Genomic DNA, 16,783 nt, shown 5'->3' with positions numbered 1-16,783 from the left:
TGCAAAATCTCTCACCATTTTTCGGATCATTTCTTGTTCTTTTGAAAGTTCAAAATTCACATTATCACTCCTTAGACGCTATTCATTTAAAAAACAGTTACATCATTTAACAAAAATAATATTTAAAAACGAAAGCTATAAATTTAGCGTATCATATTTTCATAATATAAAAAAGTGCTTACATTGGAGTCGCCATCAACTCATTAAGTCTTTTTCAAAAACGATGTAAATCAAGAACGAGAATCAGAAGTTTATTAGATTTTAAAAAGAGAAGTAAATAAAGCAATTAAGTTAAGAGGAGTTAAATAGCGCCCCAGCACGGAACATAATGAAATACATAACAAATAAAAACTGTCTGATATATTTAGGCAATTTTTGTGATCTTATTTGAAATATGATACTTTTTTCTCCAACTTCTTTAGTATATGATATCGAGGAAATAACAGAAAAAAACAAAAAGTTCAGATAATCATCATCTGAACTTTCACTAAAGAAAAAATGATCCAACAGTTTCGCGTTCATACATGGCTTGTTTAAATGCCTGAATGGTATTTTTTAATTCAGTATACCATGCCGCACGATTTCAACATTAAATGTCGTTTCGATAGGAACCTCCGGATAAGATTCACCCCAGTCAATTTTTTCCCATATGGAATGATGATACGCTTTCACTTTCTCGCCCAACCCAAGTGAATCATTGTTTGCCTCTTGTATACTCGCTATTGTCTTTACTGCAATTTCATTTAGCTTTTTTTCTATTTCTTTGGATAAGGCTTTCGCTTTTTTTTCATTATGCAACTGATCAGTTGAATATTCATCAATTTCCACTTGGAGGGTCAAGTCTATTTTCGCTTTAATCTCATCGTTATCTGTGTATACGTTGAGTTTTCTTTTCGTTTTTCGTATCACGAAGTCCACAAAATTTTTATCGTGTTTTTCCTTATCGTTACTGACTTTCAAATTCATTTTTGTTCCCTTTGGCGTATTATCGGTCAAAATAAGTAACATGGAGCTTTCCTTTATATTTAATTTCCCAGTCATTTTATCACCTGAAAATAATGCCATACCATCCACTATTGCCATGTTACTATCTTCTGTCACACGGATGTAAGGAACCGCGATATCTTTAAGATCCGATAACATAATCGGGCAAATTGATTGCACATTTTCATTCTTTGTAAGACCACTTCCCCCCGCACTAGTGAGAAGCTCCGAATAAAAATCACTAACAGGCCGAGAGTAATTTTCCTTTATATTCAAGGCATCTTTTGCCGTTCCTTTAACGACAGCCACCGAAGCATTTAACGGACCTCTTAAATCACGATAGATTGAATCCAAAGTTGAATATATTCCATTGGTCGCTAAATTTTCGCCTAATAATATAACTTTTGCTTTCGATCTGTCAAATTTTTCAGGAATGAGCCGATCTAATTGATGTTCAGCATCTTTCACCGTATCGCCAGTTGTCGTTATTACATTACTTTGGGTTGCAGGTGAATTTTGCTTTGGGTTTCCACTACTCTCTTTTGGAAAGGTAACCGTCTTGATTATTGTTTCATCGGTTCCCAAATCATACCCAATGGATAAGACTAAACTATGTTCTTTCAATAAGCGCGCATCCCAGCATCCGGCAAGTATTACTGCTAGAAAAGTAACCCATATAAAAGGTAATCGACCAGTCATTCGCTGTTTTCCCTCTCTTTCTTGTTGAAAATGATTGCAATAAGAAGAAATAAGATCGGTAAGCCAATAGCGAAAAGAAAGATAAATGGATTAAAAATCCTAGATACAGAAGCAATCTCATAAACCCCATAAACGGTCATTGACAAAAAAAAGCTTATTGCTGCAGCAATGAAAACGTAAATACTCCTTTTATTTGAGTTCATGACGAATGATAACCCAAGGGAGGATGCGTAAAGTACGATTATAATTGTTGTAGCCACTAGTACAATCCACATCGATGTGAAAAGCAAGTCCGGTCTTTCAATGATTTTGAAAGTGAATGCTTTGACTAAGTATAACACTGGTTCAGGTACAATCTTCAATTCGTTCGGACTAAAAAAAAGCAGGCTTGTAATAACTATGAATGTGTAAAAAAGTGTAACAATAATATTGGCTATCGTCGCCACTTTCACCAGTCCCTTTTGATCCGATTGAACAAAAGGGTAAATGAGAAGCAAAAATTCAAATCCTTGATATGAATATAAAGTGGTTGGAATACCCTTCATAATTGGCACTATCCCCGTATTTCCAATAGGCAAAATATATGTAAAGTTTGCCTCTTTTAAGGAGTATATAGCGAACCCTATGAAACCGATGAAAGTAATAGATGAAATAAATAAAAAACGAGCCGTTATCTGAAGGTTTTCTTTAACGATATAAACAGCAATCATCACTATCAGACCGATCAATAACCATTTGGGTGTCGTTGGCATCATCCAGGCCCTAAGAATAACGGCAAACTTTGCCAAGAAAACTCCTCCAAGGATCATAAAGTATATACTATACAGGATGACAATCAATTTTCCGAAGCCTTTTCCAAAAAGTAATTGGATGATGTCATATAAATTACTGGATGGAAAGCGCATCATTAAGGCTCCGAAAATAAAGATTGTTAATTGAATAATGATTCCCGCCAACAAAACAGAGATCCAGCTGTCTCCCTTTGCCTTCATAAATATCTCATTAGGCAACGTAATAATACCTACACCGATTTGGCAGTGGATTAATACAAATAGCAATTGAAACCGGGTGATTTCTTTATTACCGATCATTCTTATCCCACTCCCTTGATGATCTTTGTTTAAGGGGCAGCTGCGTATGTACATCTTTAGAGGGCTTGTTCATTGACCAGATCGGAAAGCGGACTAAAGCATCCTTTAAACCCTTCATATTTAAAGGGGCTAAAGGCGCAATATACGGTGTCCCAAAGGACTGCAATTTACACATATGGATGATAATGAACATAAGAGAAACTACAATTCCTACAAATCCGAGCGTGGCTGCAGCAATCATGGTTGGAAAGGATAATATGCGAATGGTGTTCCCCATCTCATAGGCGGGAATGGTAAATGACATGATCGCAGTTAGGGCAATGACAATAACCATCACGTTCGATACAAGACCTGCATTGACTACTGCCTCACCGATAATCAGACCTCCGACGATACCGATCGTCTGGCCTATCGGTGTTGGAAGCCTGAGTCCCGCCTCGCGTATCAATTCAATCGTAATAACCATGACTAGCGCTTCAACAAAGGGTGGAAACGGGACATTTTCTATTGAACTTTTCATAATGGTTACCATATCATACGGAATAATTTCAAAGTGAAAACCGACCACCGCAATGTATAAAGGTGGAAGAATAAGTGTCCCCCAAAAACTGAATAACCTTAACAGGCGAAAAGCGGAACCTTCGTAAAATCTGTTATTGAAATCATCGGGGGACTGAAAAAAAGAAAAAAATGTGACAGGCATAATAATCGCATCCGTACTTCCCTCAGTCATAATGGCTACCTTTCCCTCCATCAAGTAAGCCTCCAAGCGATCAGGTCTTTCGGTATAGAGGTTTTGCGGAAACGGTGACAATGGATGTTCTTCAATAATTTCTTCGATATACCCTGGAGCGAAAATTGCATCCATTGAAATAGACAGGATTCTCTTTTCGATTTCCTCAACCAATGAAGGATTCGCCAGTTGATTCATATAAACAATCGCCATTTTTCTATTTGATTCCATCCCTAACTCATAATATTTAATCATGAGCTGGCGATTTTTAACCCGTTGCCTGATCAGATTCATATTAATATCGAGACTTTCTACAAAGCCTAAATGGGAACCTCTCACAACTTTTTCATTTTCAGGTTCATCGGGAGTACGAGTATTCATTTGAGGCGCGTTGAATAAATAAGTCTCTTTTTCCCCTTCAAATACAAGGGCACAGCTCCCCATTAACAGTGCAGAAACTGCATCATTTAAGTTGGTCGAAGTTTTAAATCCAACATTTGTAATAACGTTTCTTAGATCATCACACTCATCAGCCTCTGTCAATGGAATTAGAAAGCTATTTTCAATTATCTTTGGATCGGTCATTGTCTCTAAATAGAATAATTTTCCCTGCTTTTCATGGAAAGTCACTTTCCTCATTTTTAAATCTTCTGTATTGTTAAAAGCTTCACATATATATTTAATATTATCCTCAAGTGAAGGAAAAAGCGGATCGATACTTTTATTGACAGTGGACGGCATTCCTTTATTTTTTTTAAAAAAAGACATGGAATTGCTCAACTCATTTCCGTGTTATCTTATCACAAGTATTTCCAATAACTACCGGCTCTAATCAATAAAGGTTGTTTCTCAATTTCCTTTTTATCAATAAAAAAAGTCCAATTTGCGTGGGCACCGATTTTTATTTAGCTTTATTCTTTTTAATTTTAGATACGGGGAATTTTAATAAATATCACAAGTTCGCATTTACAAATTAATCACAATCTAGCATTATAAAGGGACTACTCTATTATCAATTCACAGTTCATGCATAAAAAACATTAAAGAAACAAAAAGAAGGTAAGAGATGAAATGTTCTTTAATTCATCCCTTACCTTTTCTTGGCATACTTTCAGAATAACCTATTATGATTCGTTAAATGGAATATCATATTCTGCTTCTATTATCGTATATTCAACGATTCCTTCTTCATCTGCATCGATGATAAAGGAGCCATTGCTATTTCGATCACTTATTGGTAAACCATATGGTACTACCTTGATCCTTTTTTCCTTATCCGTTACTAAACTTATTTCCTCTTCCTGAGAAATCGTATAAAACCCTACAATCCGATGCGGCTTTGCTTTTAATTCCCGTAGCATATGGACACCACGTCTTGCTCTTGCAGTTTTGTCAAACGCATCAATTTTCATTCGTTTGCATGCACCACGCTGTGTAACTAAAAATAAATCAGAAATAGATTCATCGATAATTTGTCCATTTACAACATAGTCGGCCTCTTTTAATTGGATTGCAATTACTCCCAAAGCCCTTTGACCAACCGGGGAAACTTCAGATTCATTAAACCATAATCCATACCCTAGATTTGTCGCAATAAAGATATCTTGCTTTCCATTTGTTTCAAATATATTGACTACTTCATCGCCCTCTCTTAAATTTAGAGCAATTAAACTTCTAGAGTATCTGGGTGATTGATAAACCTCTAATTCTGTCTTTTTAATCATTCCTTGTTTTGTTAAAAATAATAGATATTTATCGTTTGTAAACTCGCGAACAGGAATACATTGAACAATCCGTTCATCTGAACCAAAAGTTGTTAAATTGGATAAGTGTACCCCGGTATCTTTCCATCTTATATCAGGTAATTCGTGAACTGGAACTGAAATATATTTCCCGGTATTCGTAAAGATTAATACATAGTCGGTTGTAGCCATTTCCAATAATCTTACAAGATGGTCAGATGACTTAATTGTTAAATCGTCTTTGTTTGAAGCGGCATATGATCGTAAACTGGTTCGTTTAATATACCCCTCTTTAGTGATGGAAACAAGTACAGTTTCACTCGGTACTGTTACTTCGATATTGATTTTAATTTCTTCAATTTCCTCTTCGATTGTCGTTTTTCTTTCATCCCCATATGTACGTTTAATTCTTCGCAACTCTTTTTTTATTTCATTTAACAAAACTTTCGGTTTGGCTAAAATTTCTTCATACTTTTTAATTTTTTCTTCTAATTCAACTTTTTCTTCCTTAAGGATGGTGATATCTGTATTCGTTAACCTGTACAGTTGTAATGCTAATATTGCTTCAGCTTGAGGGTCCGAAAATTCATATTGTCGAATGATATTTTGTTTCGCATCAGCCTTATTTTTAGAGTTACGAATTGTTTGAATGAGTTCATCCAAAATTGAAATAGCTTTTATTAATCCATCTACAATATGAACACGATCATTTGCTTTATTTAGATCATATCTTGTTTGGCGTGTTACTACTTCCTTTTGGTGTGTTATATATGCATCCAAAATTTCTGTTAGTGGCAATAATTTCGGCGTTTTATCCTGAATAGCTACCATATTATAATGATAGATAATTTGTAGGTCCGTATTTTTATATAAATAGTTTAAGATCCCTTCGCTATCGGCATCTTTTTTCAGCTCGATAACAATACGTAAACCTGAACGATCCGTTTCGTCCCTAACTTCCGCAATCCCTTCCACTTTTCGTTCGGCATGCAATTCATCTATTTTTCGGACAAGATTCGCTTTATTTACTTCATAAGGAATTTCTTCAATGACAATTTGTTCTCTGTTTCCCCGCATTTTTTTAGTTGTTGCCCTACCCCGAACAACTACCCGACCTTTTCCAGTTGCAAAAGCTTGTTTTATTCCATCAAGACCTTGAACAATTCCGCCTGTAGGGAAGTCTGGTCCTTTAATTTTAGTCATAAGATCATCTAAAGTTACGGTTGGTTTATCAATTTTCATAATAACAGCATCGATAACTTCCTGGATATTATGTGGTGGAATATTTGTAGCATAGCCGGCGGATATCCCTGTGGAACCGTTCAATAAGAGATTTGGAAGTTTAGCTGGAAAAACAATTGGCTCTTTATTTGTATCATCAAAGTTAGGTATAAAATCGACTGTATCCTTTTCAATATCGTCCAGTAACTCACCTGTAATTTTTGCAAGTCTTGCCTCTGTATAACGCATCGCTGCAGGTGGATCTCCATCAATACTTCCGTTATTTCCATGCATTTCTACTAATTCGTAACGCATTTTCCAATCTTGACTTAAACGTACCATCGCATCATAAACAGATGTATCCCCGTGCGGATGATAATTACCTATAACGGTTCCGACTGTTTTTGCTGCTTTTCTGAAATTATTTTCATGTGTATTTTTATCTACGTGCATTGCATACAATATACGACGTTGTACGGGTTTAAGCCCATCTCGTACATCTGGTATCGCTCGATCTTGAATAATATATTTACTATATCTTCCAAAACGATCACCAATAACGTCCTCCAGCGGTAAATCAACATATTGCTTCAATTGAGACATAAAAATTCTCCTTTACAACTTCTCATCTTACTTTTCCAGTATATTTTCATCTTCTTCTAGTCCAAACGCTACATTTTCTTCAATCCAAGTTCTACGCGGAGATACTTTATCTCCCATTAATGTTGTTACTCTTCTTTCCGCTTGTGCCACATTATCTATTGTTACTCGAATTAATGTTCTTGTTTCAGGGTTCATTGTTGTGTCCCACAGCTGATCCGCATTCATTTCTCCTAGACCTTTATACCGTTGGATCGTATAGCCAGTTTTGAATTTCTTAACAGCTTCTTCCATTTCACTATCTTCCCAGGCGTAGACTATCTGCTCATTTTTTCCTTTACCTTTGGAAATTTTATATAGTGGCGGTAATGCAATATATACTTTCCCTGCCTCAATAAGCGGACGCATATAACGGTAAAAAAACGTCAGCAATAGCACCTGAATATGTGCACCGTCTGTATCAGCATCTGTCATAATAATCACTTTATCATATCTAGCGTCTTCTACGTTAAAGTCAGCGCCTACTCCAGCACCAATTGTATGAATAATCGTAGAGATTTCTTCATTTTTCATGACATCATCCAGTTTTGCTTTTTCTGTATTAATTACTTTCCCCCTTAGTGGAAGGATTGCTTGGAACACACGGTCTCTACCTTGTTTCGCAGAACCACCTGCAGAATCTCCCTCCACTAAATACAGTTCATTTTTAGACGTATCACGTGATTGTGCAGGTGTTAATTTTCCACTTAATAATGTTTCGCTTCGTTTTCTTTTCTTTCCATTTCTCGCATCTTCCCTAGCCTTTTGGGCGGCTTCACGAGCATCTTTTGCCCGAAGCGCATTATCAAGTAGTTTCTTAGCAGTATCACCGTTTTCTTCTAAAAAATATGCTAATTTTTCAGAGACAATCGCATCTACAACGGATCTTACCTCCGTTGTACCAAGTCTACCTTTTGTCTGTCCTTCAAATTGTAATAATTCTTCAGGTACTCTAACAGACACAATAGCAGTTAAGCCTTCACGAATGTCATTTCCTTCTAAATTCTTATCTTTTTCTTTAAGAAATTCGTTTCTTCTTGCATATTCATTAAATGTCCTTGTTATGGCTGCACGGGCGCCTACTTCATGGGTACCACCATCTTTTGTACGGACATGATTCACGAAGGAGTGCATATTTTCTACATAACTATCACTAAATTGAAATGCAAAATCAAGTTCAATTCCGTTCTGCTCACCACTAAATGATATTACATCATGGAATGCATCTTTTCCCTCGTTTAAATAATGGATAAAAGAGACTAATCCCTCATCATAATCAAAAACTTCCTCATTATTTGTCCGTTCATCCGTTAACGTAATTTTTAACCCTTGAAAGAGAAAAGCTGATTCCCTTAACCTTTCTGCAATTGTTTCTGTTTTAAATTCAGTTACGGAAAAAATTTTCGGATCAGGTTTAAAGCGGATAATTGTACCCGATTTTTTTGTATCACCTTTTTTTTCCAATGTGGTAGACGGTTTTCCGCCATCTTTAAAATGCTGGTAATATTTTTCACCATTACGATACGTTGTTACTTCCAGCCATTCGGATAATGCATTAACTACTGCAGCACCGACACCGTGTAATCCACCACTTGCTTTATAACCACCTTGTCCAAATTTCCCGCCTGCATGGAGAACTGTAAAAATAACTTCTGTAGTCGGTTTTCCTGTTTCATGAATTCCTGTTGGGATACCTCTCCCATTATCACTAACAGAAATACTATTATCTTTATGTAATTTAACATTTATTTCATTTCCATATCCAGCAAGTGCCTCATCTACTGCGTTATCAATTATTTCATATGCTAAATGATGCAAACCTTTTATATCAGTCGAACCAATGTACATTGCAGGTCTTTTCCTTACCGCTTCAAGACCTTCTAGTACTTGAATAGACTCCTCTGTGTAATTTAATGAAGCATCAACCAATCGATCATCGACTCCTTTAATTAAAACAATAAAAAACAATCATACATTTGTATTTGAAAACTAAGACTTCACCGAGTCCTTAGGCGAAACTAAATTTGCACTCACCTGACTTTCTTCTGTTCCAAAATATCCAACCTCATAGTCAGTGAGCGGTAGAAAGTATTCAACTTTCTTATCTTCTAAAATATTATACGCTTATATCATCAATAATCAATTACTTTTGTCGTTTCCCATTTTCACGATAAAAAGAGATGACTAAAAATGTCATCCCATTATCATAACAATTTCATTATATTTTATACTAAGACGGCTTGTGCAACTTTTATACATAAATCCATAATTACCGTGTATCCTCGTTCTGTCAAAATTTCATATGCCTCATCGTTGGTTACGCCTTGTTGCGCCCAAAACACATTACAATCAATGTTGATAGCTTCTTTAGCAATAGCCGGTAAAAATTCAGATCGTCTAAAGACATTGATAATATCTATCTTTTCTTCAATGTCACTTAAAGAAGGATAGGCTTTTTCTCCAAGAACTTCGTTGACATTCGGGTTAACAGGAATAATTTTATACCCTGCATCCTGCATTGCTTTAGAAATTTGATAAGAAGTCCGTTCTGGGTTGTTTGAAAGTCCTACGACAGCAATTGTTTTTGACGAATTTAATATGGATGAAATGATTTCTTTTGAAGGATTTTTACTAGTCATTTGATTTTCCTCCTTGCAACGTTTCCTACTTGTCTCTTATATTAACACATCTTTGCAATATTAGAAAACTAGTACTTTACTAATAGTATGAAATGCTATGAAATGCGGAATAGAAAGCTAAGTCGTGACTAAGAAAAGTCATATTTATATAATTTATATTTTAAGTCCCCGAATTATCGTGTAGAATTAAAATTAATTTAAATGTATGTTAAAGTTGGTTTAAAAGTTCAATTTATAATACTTTTTATTACACAAACGGTCAGATTGTTGAACAAGAATGGATGCAATTATTTAACAAAATGCATTTCTTGCTACTGTATTTAAATTTAGGTAGTGAAGGGAGAGGATAAAAGTGGGTTTGTTTATTACATTAGTTATGTTTACGTTTCCAGTGGCTTCAATTTTGATTGGAATAATCGGATACTTTATCTTTAAAAATATTTATTTGGCGCCAATTTTGGTAGCACTAATTTCTGTTATAGCAAACCTAACGATACTGCATTCACTTCTTTGGTTTTGGTTAATATTGTACACATTACTTTCACTGTTGGCAGGCTTGTGCGTCAAACTGCTTTCTGCGTTGAAATCTCCAACTAAGCAATTTGGTCATTTCTAACATTTTCACTAAACGGGCGCTTTTCTAGAAGGAGGATTAGCGCCCCAATCTCGAAGAAAAGCACCAAATTTTTTAGTTGTAATAAGGAGTGGTTGAATGGTAGCTAGAAAGTTTTTTAGTTTGTATATTGTCTTGTATTTATTTCTTTATTCGGGATATCTTTTATATATTTATTTGATTCGTCCTACATATAATATTGTGAGTTTATCAGCAATACTTCTACCATTCATTTGTTTGTTGTTGTTTCAATTGTTCCTTTATAAGCGTACTAAAATTAAAGAGAAAAAGAAGGCCAAAATTCAATTTAAAACCCTTTCCTTACTATGTTCTATTTTACCACTTTGGTGTGGTATTATGCTTGGTTTTAATGAATATAAATCAAATTTTTCAACTGAAAGATGGTTAAATAAACCCGAGGAAAGAGTATATATGGTAGATGACTTGTTAGAACATTATAAGTTAAATGGAATGACGAGTGAAGAGGTAGATAAGTTATTGGGAAATCCAACCCAAACTGAATACTTTAAGGAAGAAAATAACATTGTGTACTATCTCGGAGATGAAAGAGGATTAATTAGTATCGATAGTGAATGGTTGATTCTTTTCTTCAATGATAAAAACGAAGTTATAAAATACAGTCTTAAAACAGACTAGTTAACTTACTCTATGAAAGACTTAGATGTGTTCAACTAACAGGTGCAGTTGCTGAAACGGGCATATTGTTTAAGACTGAAACATTTACTAAATTAAATTTCTATAATTTATGATTTATAATAAGTAATCAAAAATCTTGATAAATCGAAATCCCCCAAGATTTATCTGTTGATGAAGGAGCTATATCAGATGAAACTTCCAATTTAAAATCCCCCATTTATCATATAAATTATTTTAATTTGGGGGATATAAAATTGAATAAAAACTTTTCCTTACTGATCACGGGACAGTCATTTACAAGTATTGGCGATGTCCTTTATATGGTAGGTATTATCAGTACAATATTCGGACTAACGGGATCTGCGACTGCAGCTTCTTTTGTTCCATTTACCATTACGTCTTCAATGTTTGTATCTAGTCTTTTGACACCTTTATTGATCGGAAAAGTAAACTTAAAGTGGTTATTAGCCGGTTCGCAAGTAGGCAAAACAATGGTTATCGTTGGACTGGGATTGTTATTACCTGAAATATCGGGAGCAAACTATTATTTAATCTTTATTATTATCTCAGGCATTGCATTTCTTGAAGGATGTGCTAATCCAATTAAACAAACATTAATACCACAATATGTAGAACCGAATAACCTAATACGAGCGAATGGGATAGCTGAAACACTATCTCAATTCATACAAACGGTTATGTGGTTTATAAGCAGTTTAGCCCTTGTTATGATGGATACACAACAGATTGTTTGGTTAGTTTTTTCCTTGTTTGTTGTATCAAGCATTTTATTATGTTTGCTGGAAAGTGTTGAACAACTGGAAATAGAGCAAGAAAGTAAACTAGACCAAATTAAAAAGGGTTGGTCCACATTATTCTATGTTCCAGTGTTACGAAAAATAGCTATAATGGAGATACTGGAAACAATTGCGGAAACAGTTTGGATTGCGGCAATTCTTTACGTTTTTGTCAGTGAAGCATTACACGTAGGCAAAGAATGGTGGGGTTTTATTAATGGATCTTTATTTCTAGGATTAATCATCGGGAGCATCTACTGTATAAAAAACGCCACTGCATTAGAATCAAAATTGGGTAAAGTGATCTTTATTGGCTCTTTGTTTAGCTGTTTGATAACAATCTGGTTCGGTGTAAACAGTAGCCCAATTATTGCTATATTACTGTCGCTTGGTATGGGAGTATTTGGTCAAATAAAGGGTATTCCTCAACAAACAGTTATCCAAACTAGCGTCCCAAAGACAAAGCTATCCACTATCTACACGTCTTTAGGGGCTGTTTCTACAGGAATATTCGGAGTATCATCCCTTGGTATGGGACTATTTGCAGATTTACTTGGAGTTAGAAGTGTTTTTCTTATTTCAGGATTGATGCTTGCTATTGTTGCTTTGGTCGTGTATCGGAATAAACATTTATTTGTTCGAAACATAATGGAATAAAATTTAATAATGTGGATTTGGGCTTTTCCGCAAATTCACATTACAATTTTTTTACGAATTGAATATTTGCCACAAACAGGCGCGAGTGTTTAGCAAGCAATCTACAAACAGCACAATTCTTTAATTAAGGTTGTGTCTATTTGTTTCCGTTACAGAGCTTTCGACATTATATAACTATACATTTCGACTGTAGAAGTAAAGTCTATGGTTCCCTACTACACTCGAATTAAGATGATTGATTCATAATATGGAGCGTGAAAACATGTTGTTGGGAGCGTTAGGAAAATACCAGTCGGATAAAAAAATTGAAGGCTATTCCTCTCTCACTTTGAAGATAAAGAGTGAGGCAACAAGGATATACGCATATCTTAGTGGAAAATTAAGACATGACTTTTACAGTAAATATTTTTAAAGTTTACTAATAAAATCAAGTGAAGATGGTCGGAAAAAGCCTGAATTGTGATATAATAACAGTAATTAAATTGAGGTGAAGTATAATGGGCGCATTAAATAAGAATGTGAAAAAGGAACTTGCAAATGCATTAGATGATAAAAATGAAACAATGTTTGTAGTTGATGGGAAATTGTTCTCCTTGGAGGTACACGATACAGATTCTATGAATGAAGAATTCGATAATTTGGCACAGGAAATTGAAGCATACCCAGAATTAAAAGAATCGCTTCAACGTTTTCTTGATAATCCAGAGATGGAACGTTATACCGCAAAGGAATTAAAGGAGTTCAGGTATGGACAAAGAAAATAACCGGAATTTTTCGGTTTATTTCACAGAGGAATTTAACAAGTGTTTAGATCAAATTCAAGATTTCTTTGCGGAGCAAGGAGAAGATGTACTTGAATGGTGGTTTTCCAAAGAAGATAACATGATTGATGAAATTGATCGTCTGTTATCTTCTTTTCCATATGCGGGGAAAAAGGTTGAAGAAGGATCCTTCAAAGGTTTCCGTTGTCTTACATACGGAAAAAGCCGGCATCGTATGTTAAGTTATCTTATTTTCTATATGGTTTATGAAAATGATGAAACAATTGACGTCATTAACATTCTACCATCACGTTCTAAACGTAAGCGAATAAGGTAATTCAAGAAACGGGTCATTTAATGGAATAACACGGATTAGCTTAATATTTTAATTTGGAAGGGATGCTTTTTCTGGAGATTAACACTGAAAGACTAATAATTAGGCCGTTTAAGAGTGAAGACCTACAAGATGTATTTAACATTTACAATAATGTTGATACATGTAAGTATCTTCTGCACGATAAGTGGACACGGAAAAATTTACAAGAAGAGTTTAATAAGAAGCTGGAAAATAGTTCACTTTCGAAAGAATCAATGTTAAGTTTGGCAGTTGCAAATCATATAAAAGTAATTGGCGATTTATCTGTATGGTATACAGATATGAAGGACACTGTTGAAATTGGAGTATGTTTTTCCAATGAAGTTTCTGGCAAGGGTTATGCAACTGAGGCTGCAAGTAGTTTGGTTAAGAATTTATTTGATAAATTTGGTGTACATCGAATACAGGCTAATCTTGATGCACGAAATAAGGCGTCACAAAAATTATGCGAGCGTATAGGTATGAGAAAAGAAGCCCATTTCATTCAAGATTTTTGGAATAAAGGGGAATGGACAGATAGTATTGTATATGGAATGTTGTTATCAGACTTGAATTAAATTTATAATTTTTAACCTTATTAATGATTTTTCTGACTTTGAACTTAAACAATTTTTGTATAGTCACATTAAAAATTACCTGCAAATATCAGTTCAGCCGAACTTCCAGAATCGGACACGATTGTGGGACAGAAAGAAAAGGATACACATACTAGTTATGTGCTATCCTCTTTTATTTATTTTTTAAAAGTGTTCAGGGAATGAATTCTATACTTTTTTCTACACTATTTTCCGATAACCTATTTTTTTATACTTTCTGTCTGAAGCGTTATCAACTCATATATACCATTTCTTCTATTTCAAATATTGTTTTATGAATAATTATGATAAACTATTGGTATAGAAAAAATAATCGAAAGTAGGTCAGTGAGTGGATTATCTTATTTTTATTATTATTGCATATTTATTAGGCTCCATTCCATTTGCACTAATCATAGGGAAAATCGGATATAAAATCGATATCCGAGAACATGGAAGCGGAAATTTAGGAGCAACGAACGCTTTTCGTGTACTCGGAACAAAAGCTGGAATTTTTGTTACCTTGGCGGATATATTAAAAGGGACGCTTGCTACACTGATGCCATTGTTTGCAAGTTTCTTCTTTGATATTGAAGTTTCGAGATTAATCATTGGAGTATTTGCAGTTTTAGGACATACATACCCGGTTTTCGCTAAATTCAAAGGCGGGAAAGCCGTAGCTACATCAGGTGGCATCATACTTGGTATTAATCCGCTACTTTTTATTGCAATGGTACTAACTTTTATACTTTCTCTCTATCTATCAAAATATGTATCACTAGCCTCAATGATAACAGGAATAGTTTCTACAATTATTTCGTTGTTTTTAAACGATTGGCTGCTCTTTGCACTGATACTTAGTTTAACAATCTTTGTGTTTTTTCGACATAAAGAAAATATTAGACGTATTAAAAATAAAACTGAACCAAAAATAACTTGGATGTAGGCTTTATCATTGAATCATCCAATTAAAATATCGTATACTTTATTTAGTCGGATAAAGCAATGATAAAGAGGGAAAAACAAAGAAGGAATAGGTATGAAACATATATTTATTTTAATCGTAAAGTTCTACAGAAAAGTGATCAGTCCCATTAAACCGCCTACATGTCGATTTTATCCAACATGTTCTGCATATAGTTTGGAGAGCTATAAACGTTTTGGAGCGATTAAGGGAACGATATTAACGGTAATACGAATTAGTAAATGTCATCCTTTTCACCCCGGGGGCGTTGATTTAGTTCCTGAAATTAGTAAAGAAAAATCTACAAAACCTTCTTAAATTAACTTTCTTAGAAATAGTAGCTGCTTAAGGTTAGGAGGATTAGATTGGATATAAAAATTTCAAACGAAGCCGTTGAATGGTTTAGAGAAGAATATGAAATTGACGAAAAAGCTTCATTACGTTTTTTTGTTAGGTACGGTGGAATGGGAGGAAATGTACCGGGATTTTCTCTAGGTGTTACTAGAGAAGAGCCTGATGTTATTCATACCTCTACGACAGCTGGAAACATTTTATTTTTTGTTGAAGAATCAGATGTTTGGTATTTTGAAGGAAAAAATTTAATTATTACTTTAGATGAAAAGATGGGAGAACCACAATTTTCTTATCAATAAGAAATTGTGGTTTTTCTTTTGTTGCTTATTATAAAATTCTATAGCTGAGGTTTCGTTGCAGGAATAGCTGCGTTCAGCTCCAGCGCCTTTGTTCCTTTAAAGATCGAATCGAATTAGATGATCTTGTAGACCTTCTTTTAATAAGATTTCCTTTTGCTTTTGCCCAAAGAGATCATAGTGAGGATATGAATCTCGATAGTGAATCCACTCTTTTTTTAATCCATACTTGCTTCCCCACTGTGCTAATCTACTTATAGACCCACAGCCTACTTTAGTAACTGTAACACTTTCCGGAAACCTATCATCCTGCCAGTAGTGAGTTAAAAATGCAATTTCCCCTTGTGAAATTTTAAATTTCCATAATAATAATTCTTCTCTGTTTATCCCAAAAGCCATTACTATTGTCCCTCTTTTATTAAGGACGTATATATATCATGCCAATCAGGATGATGTTTTCGTAACAATACTGGTTTAAAACTGTCCTTACTTACTATAACATGTACAGTTGTTCCTGTAACTAATAACTGATCATGTTCATTCTTTACCGAGTAACCATAGGTAGTCCGTACACCATCATAATCGTCAAGCCAAGTATTAATCGTAACAGTCTCTCCGTAACGTGCAGGTTTCTTATAAGATATTTGAACATCAATTACGGGTGATACAACATTACCGGATTCCATTTCCGCGTAGTTTAAACCGATTTGTTTAATAAAATTTGTACGTCCAATTTCGAACCATACTAAATAATTTGAATGGTGTACAACACCCATTTGATCTGTTTCTTTATATCTAACCTCAACTTCAGTATGATTAATAACCATAATAATTCCTCCAATACTTCATCCAACTAACATTTTACCATAAGAAAAAAAGTCTCCAAAATAAATTGGAAACTTTTTTAGGCGAATCCTTTAGTCTTATTCCGTTTGATGTCTATGTTCATCTTTTATTTCATCTCGAAAACCTTCAATTGCTTCTT

At 34.5% G+C, this 16,783-nt stretch carries 17 protein-coding genes; 9 read left to right on the top strand and 8 right to left on the bottom strand.

What is annotated here, in order from left to right:
* Positions 1–555: 555 nt before the first annotated feature.
* From ACPYKA_RS09810 to ACPYKA_RS09785, 6 genes are all read right to left on the bottom strand, one after another.
* Positions 556–1,683 (bottom strand): Ger(x)C family spore germination protein, encoded by a 1,128-nt coding sequence (locus tag ACPYKA_RS09810; RefSeq protein WP_479542115.1) that lies wholly within the window; start codon positions 1,681–1,683, stop codon positions 556–558.
* A complete protein-coding gene (locus tag ACPYKA_RS09805; protein ID WP_479542114.1) occupies positions 1,680–2,774 on the bottom strand; it encodes a GerAB/ArcD/ProY family transporter in 1,095 nt (364 codons plus the stop codon). Before ACPYKA_RS09805 ends, ACPYKA_RS09810 begins: the two co-directional genes overlap by 4 nt.
* On the bottom strand, positions 2,764–4,275 hold the full coding sequence (locus ACPYKA_RS09800; RefSeq protein ID WP_479542113.1) for a spore germination protein: 1,512 nt from the start codon (positions 4,273–4,275) through the stop codon (positions 2,764–2,766). The genes ACPYKA_RS09805 and ACPYKA_RS09800 overlap by 11 nt, the downstream gene beginning before the upstream one ends.
* A gap of 356 nt (positions 4,276–4,631) precedes the next feature.
* Complete coding sequence (parC, locus tag ACPYKA_RS09795) at positions 4,632–7,073, bottom strand: DNA topoisomerase IV subunit A (protein WP_479542112.1); 2,442 nt, start codon at positions 7,071–7,073, stop codon at positions 4,632–4,634.
* Positions 7,074–7,100: 27 nt separating this feature from the next.
* Entirely contained in the window at positions 7,101–9,038 is a 1,938-nt protein-coding gene (gene parE, locus ACPYKA_RS09790; protein ID WP_479542111.1) for a DNA topoisomerase IV subunit B, read from the bottom strand.
* 296 nt (positions 9,039–9,334) lie between these two features.
* Complete coding sequence (locus ACPYKA_RS09785; RefSeq protein WP_479542110.1) at positions 9,335–9,748, bottom strand: CoA-binding protein; 414 nt, start codon at positions 9,746–9,748, stop codon at positions 9,335–9,337.
* A 376-nt stretch (positions 9,749–10,124) separates the two neighbouring features.
* Here ACPYKA_RS09785 and ACPYKA_RS09780 point away from each other — a divergent pair, with 376 nt between their 5' ends.
* The 9 genes from ACPYKA_RS09780 (at position 10,125) to ACPYKA_RS09740 (ending at position 15,801) form a co-directional block, all read left to right on the top strand.
* Positions 10,125–10,364, top strand: coding sequence for a DUF2651 family protein (locus ACPYKA_RS09780; RefSeq protein ID WP_479542117.1), 240 nt, complete (start codon positions 10,125–10,127; stop codon positions 10,362–10,364).
* 96 nt (positions 10,365–10,460) lie between these two features.
* Entirely contained in the window at positions 10,461–11,018 is a 558-nt protein-coding gene (locus tag ACPYKA_RS09775; protein ID WP_479542109.1) for a hypothetical protein, read from the top strand.
* Between the two features lie 254 nt (positions 11,019–11,272).
* Positions 11,273–12,472, top strand: coding sequence for an MFS transporter (locus tag ACPYKA_RS09770; protein ID WP_479542108.1), 1,200 nt, complete (start codon positions 11,273–11,275; stop codon positions 12,470–12,472).
* Between the two features lie 497 nt (positions 12,473–12,969).
* Positions 12,970–13,236, top strand: coding sequence for a hypothetical protein (locus ACPYKA_RS09765; protein WP_479542107.1), 267 nt, complete (start codon positions 12,970–12,972; stop codon positions 13,234–13,236).
* Entirely contained in the window at positions 13,220–13,570 is a 351-nt protein-coding gene (locus ACPYKA_RS09760) for a type II toxin-antitoxin system RelE/ParE family toxin (protein ID WP_479542106.1), read from the top strand. Before ACPYKA_RS09765 ends, ACPYKA_RS09760 begins: the two co-directional genes overlap by 17 nt.
* Before the next feature lie 71 nt (positions 13,571–13,641).
* Positions 13,642–14,166 (top strand): GNAT family N-acetyltransferase, encoded by a 525-nt coding sequence (locus tag ACPYKA_RS09755; protein WP_479542116.1) that lies wholly within the window; start codon positions 13,642–13,644, stop codon positions 14,164–14,166.
* A gap of 370 nt (positions 14,167–14,536) precedes the next feature.
* Positions 14,537–15,130, top strand: a complete 594-nt coding sequence (gene plsY / locus ACPYKA_RS09750; RefSeq protein ID WP_479542105.1) for a glycerol-3-phosphate 1-O-acyltransferase PlsY — start codon at positions 14,537–14,539, stop codon at positions 15,128–15,130.
* A 93-nt stretch (positions 15,131–15,223) separates the two neighbouring features.
* Positions 15,224–15,466 carry a membrane protein insertion efficiency factor YidD gene (gene yidD / locus ACPYKA_RS09745; RefSeq protein ID WP_479542104.1) on the top strand — a complete coding sequence of 81 codons (243 nt, stop codon included), beginning with the start codon at positions 15,224–15,226 and terminating at the stop codon, positions 15,464–15,466.
* Between the two features lie 47 nt (positions 15,467–15,513).
* Complete coding sequence (locus tag ACPYKA_RS09740; protein WP_479542103.1) at positions 15,514–15,801, top strand: HesB/YadR/YfhF family protein; 288 nt, start codon at positions 15,514–15,516, stop codon at positions 15,799–15,801.
* A gap of 96 nt (positions 15,802–15,897) precedes the next feature.
* On the opposite strand, the gene ACPYKA_RS09735 is transcribed toward ACPYKA_RS09740, so the two are convergent.
* Positions 15,898–16,197, bottom strand: coding sequence for a hypothetical protein (locus tag ACPYKA_RS09735; RefSeq protein ID WP_479542102.1), 300 nt, complete (start codon positions 16,195–16,197; stop codon positions 15,898–15,900).
* Positions 16,198–16,199: 2 nt separating this feature from the next.
* Positions 16,200–16,625, bottom strand: coding sequence for an acyl-CoA thioesterase (locus tag ACPYKA_RS09730; protein WP_479542101.1), 426 nt, complete (start codon positions 16,623–16,625; stop codon positions 16,200–16,202).
* Between the last annotated feature and the right edge of the window lie 158 nt (positions 16,626–16,783).

It is taken from the genome of Pseudogracilibacillus amylolyticus (SeqCode), from assembly GCF_051918545.1.
Lineage (GTDB): Bacteria > Bacillota > Bacilli > Bacillales > Amphibacillaceae > Pseudogracilibacillus.
This window is presented reverse-complemented; position numbering and strand designations above follow the sequence as displayed.

Coding starts and splice junctions, on each gene's coding strand:
- ACPYKA_RS09810 (WP_479542115.1), bottom strand. CDS start 1,683: ATGACTGGTCGATTACCTTTTATATGGGTTACTTTTCTAGCAGTAATA.
- ACPYKA_RS09805 (WP_479542114.1), bottom strand. CDS start 2,774: ATGATCGGTAATAAAGAAATCACCCGGTTTCAATTGCTATTTGTATTA.
- ACPYKA_RS09800 (WP_479542113.1), bottom strand. CDS start 4,275: ATGTCTTTTTTTAAAAAAAATAAAGGAATGCCGTCCACTGTCAATAAA.
- parC (WP_479542112.1), bottom strand. CDS start 7,073: ATGTCTCAATTGAAGCAATATGTTGATTTACCGCTGGAGGACGTTATT.
- ACPYKA_RS09785 (WP_479542110.1), bottom strand. CDS start 9,748: ATGACTAGTAAAAATCCTTCAAAAGAAATCATTTCATCCATATTAAAT.
- ACPYKA_RS09780 (WP_479542117.1), top strand. CDS start 10,125: ATGTTTACGTTTCCAGTGGCTTCAATTTTGATTGGAATAATCGGATAC.
- ACPYKA_RS09775 (WP_479542109.1), top strand. CDS start 10,461: ATGGTAGCTAGAAAGTTTTTTAGTTTGTATATTGTCTTGTATTTATTT.
- ACPYKA_RS09765 (WP_479542107.1), top strand. CDS start 12,970: ATGGGCGCATTAAATAAGAATGTGAAAAAGGAACTTGCAAATGCATTA.
- ACPYKA_RS09760 (WP_479542106.1), top strand. CDS start 13,220: ATGGACAAAGAAAATAACCGGAATTTTTCGGTTTATTTCACAGAGGAA.
- yidD (WP_479542104.1), top strand. CDS start 15,224: ATGAAACATATATTTATTTTAATCGTAAAGTTCTACAGAAAAGTGATC.
- ACPYKA_RS09735 (WP_479542102.1), bottom strand. CDS start 16,197: ATGGCTTTTGGGATAAACAGAGAAGAATTATTATTATGGAAATTTAAA.
- ACPYKA_RS09730 (WP_479542101.1), bottom strand. CDS start 16,625: ATGGTTATTAATCATACTGAAGTTGAGGTTAGATATAAAGAAACAGAT.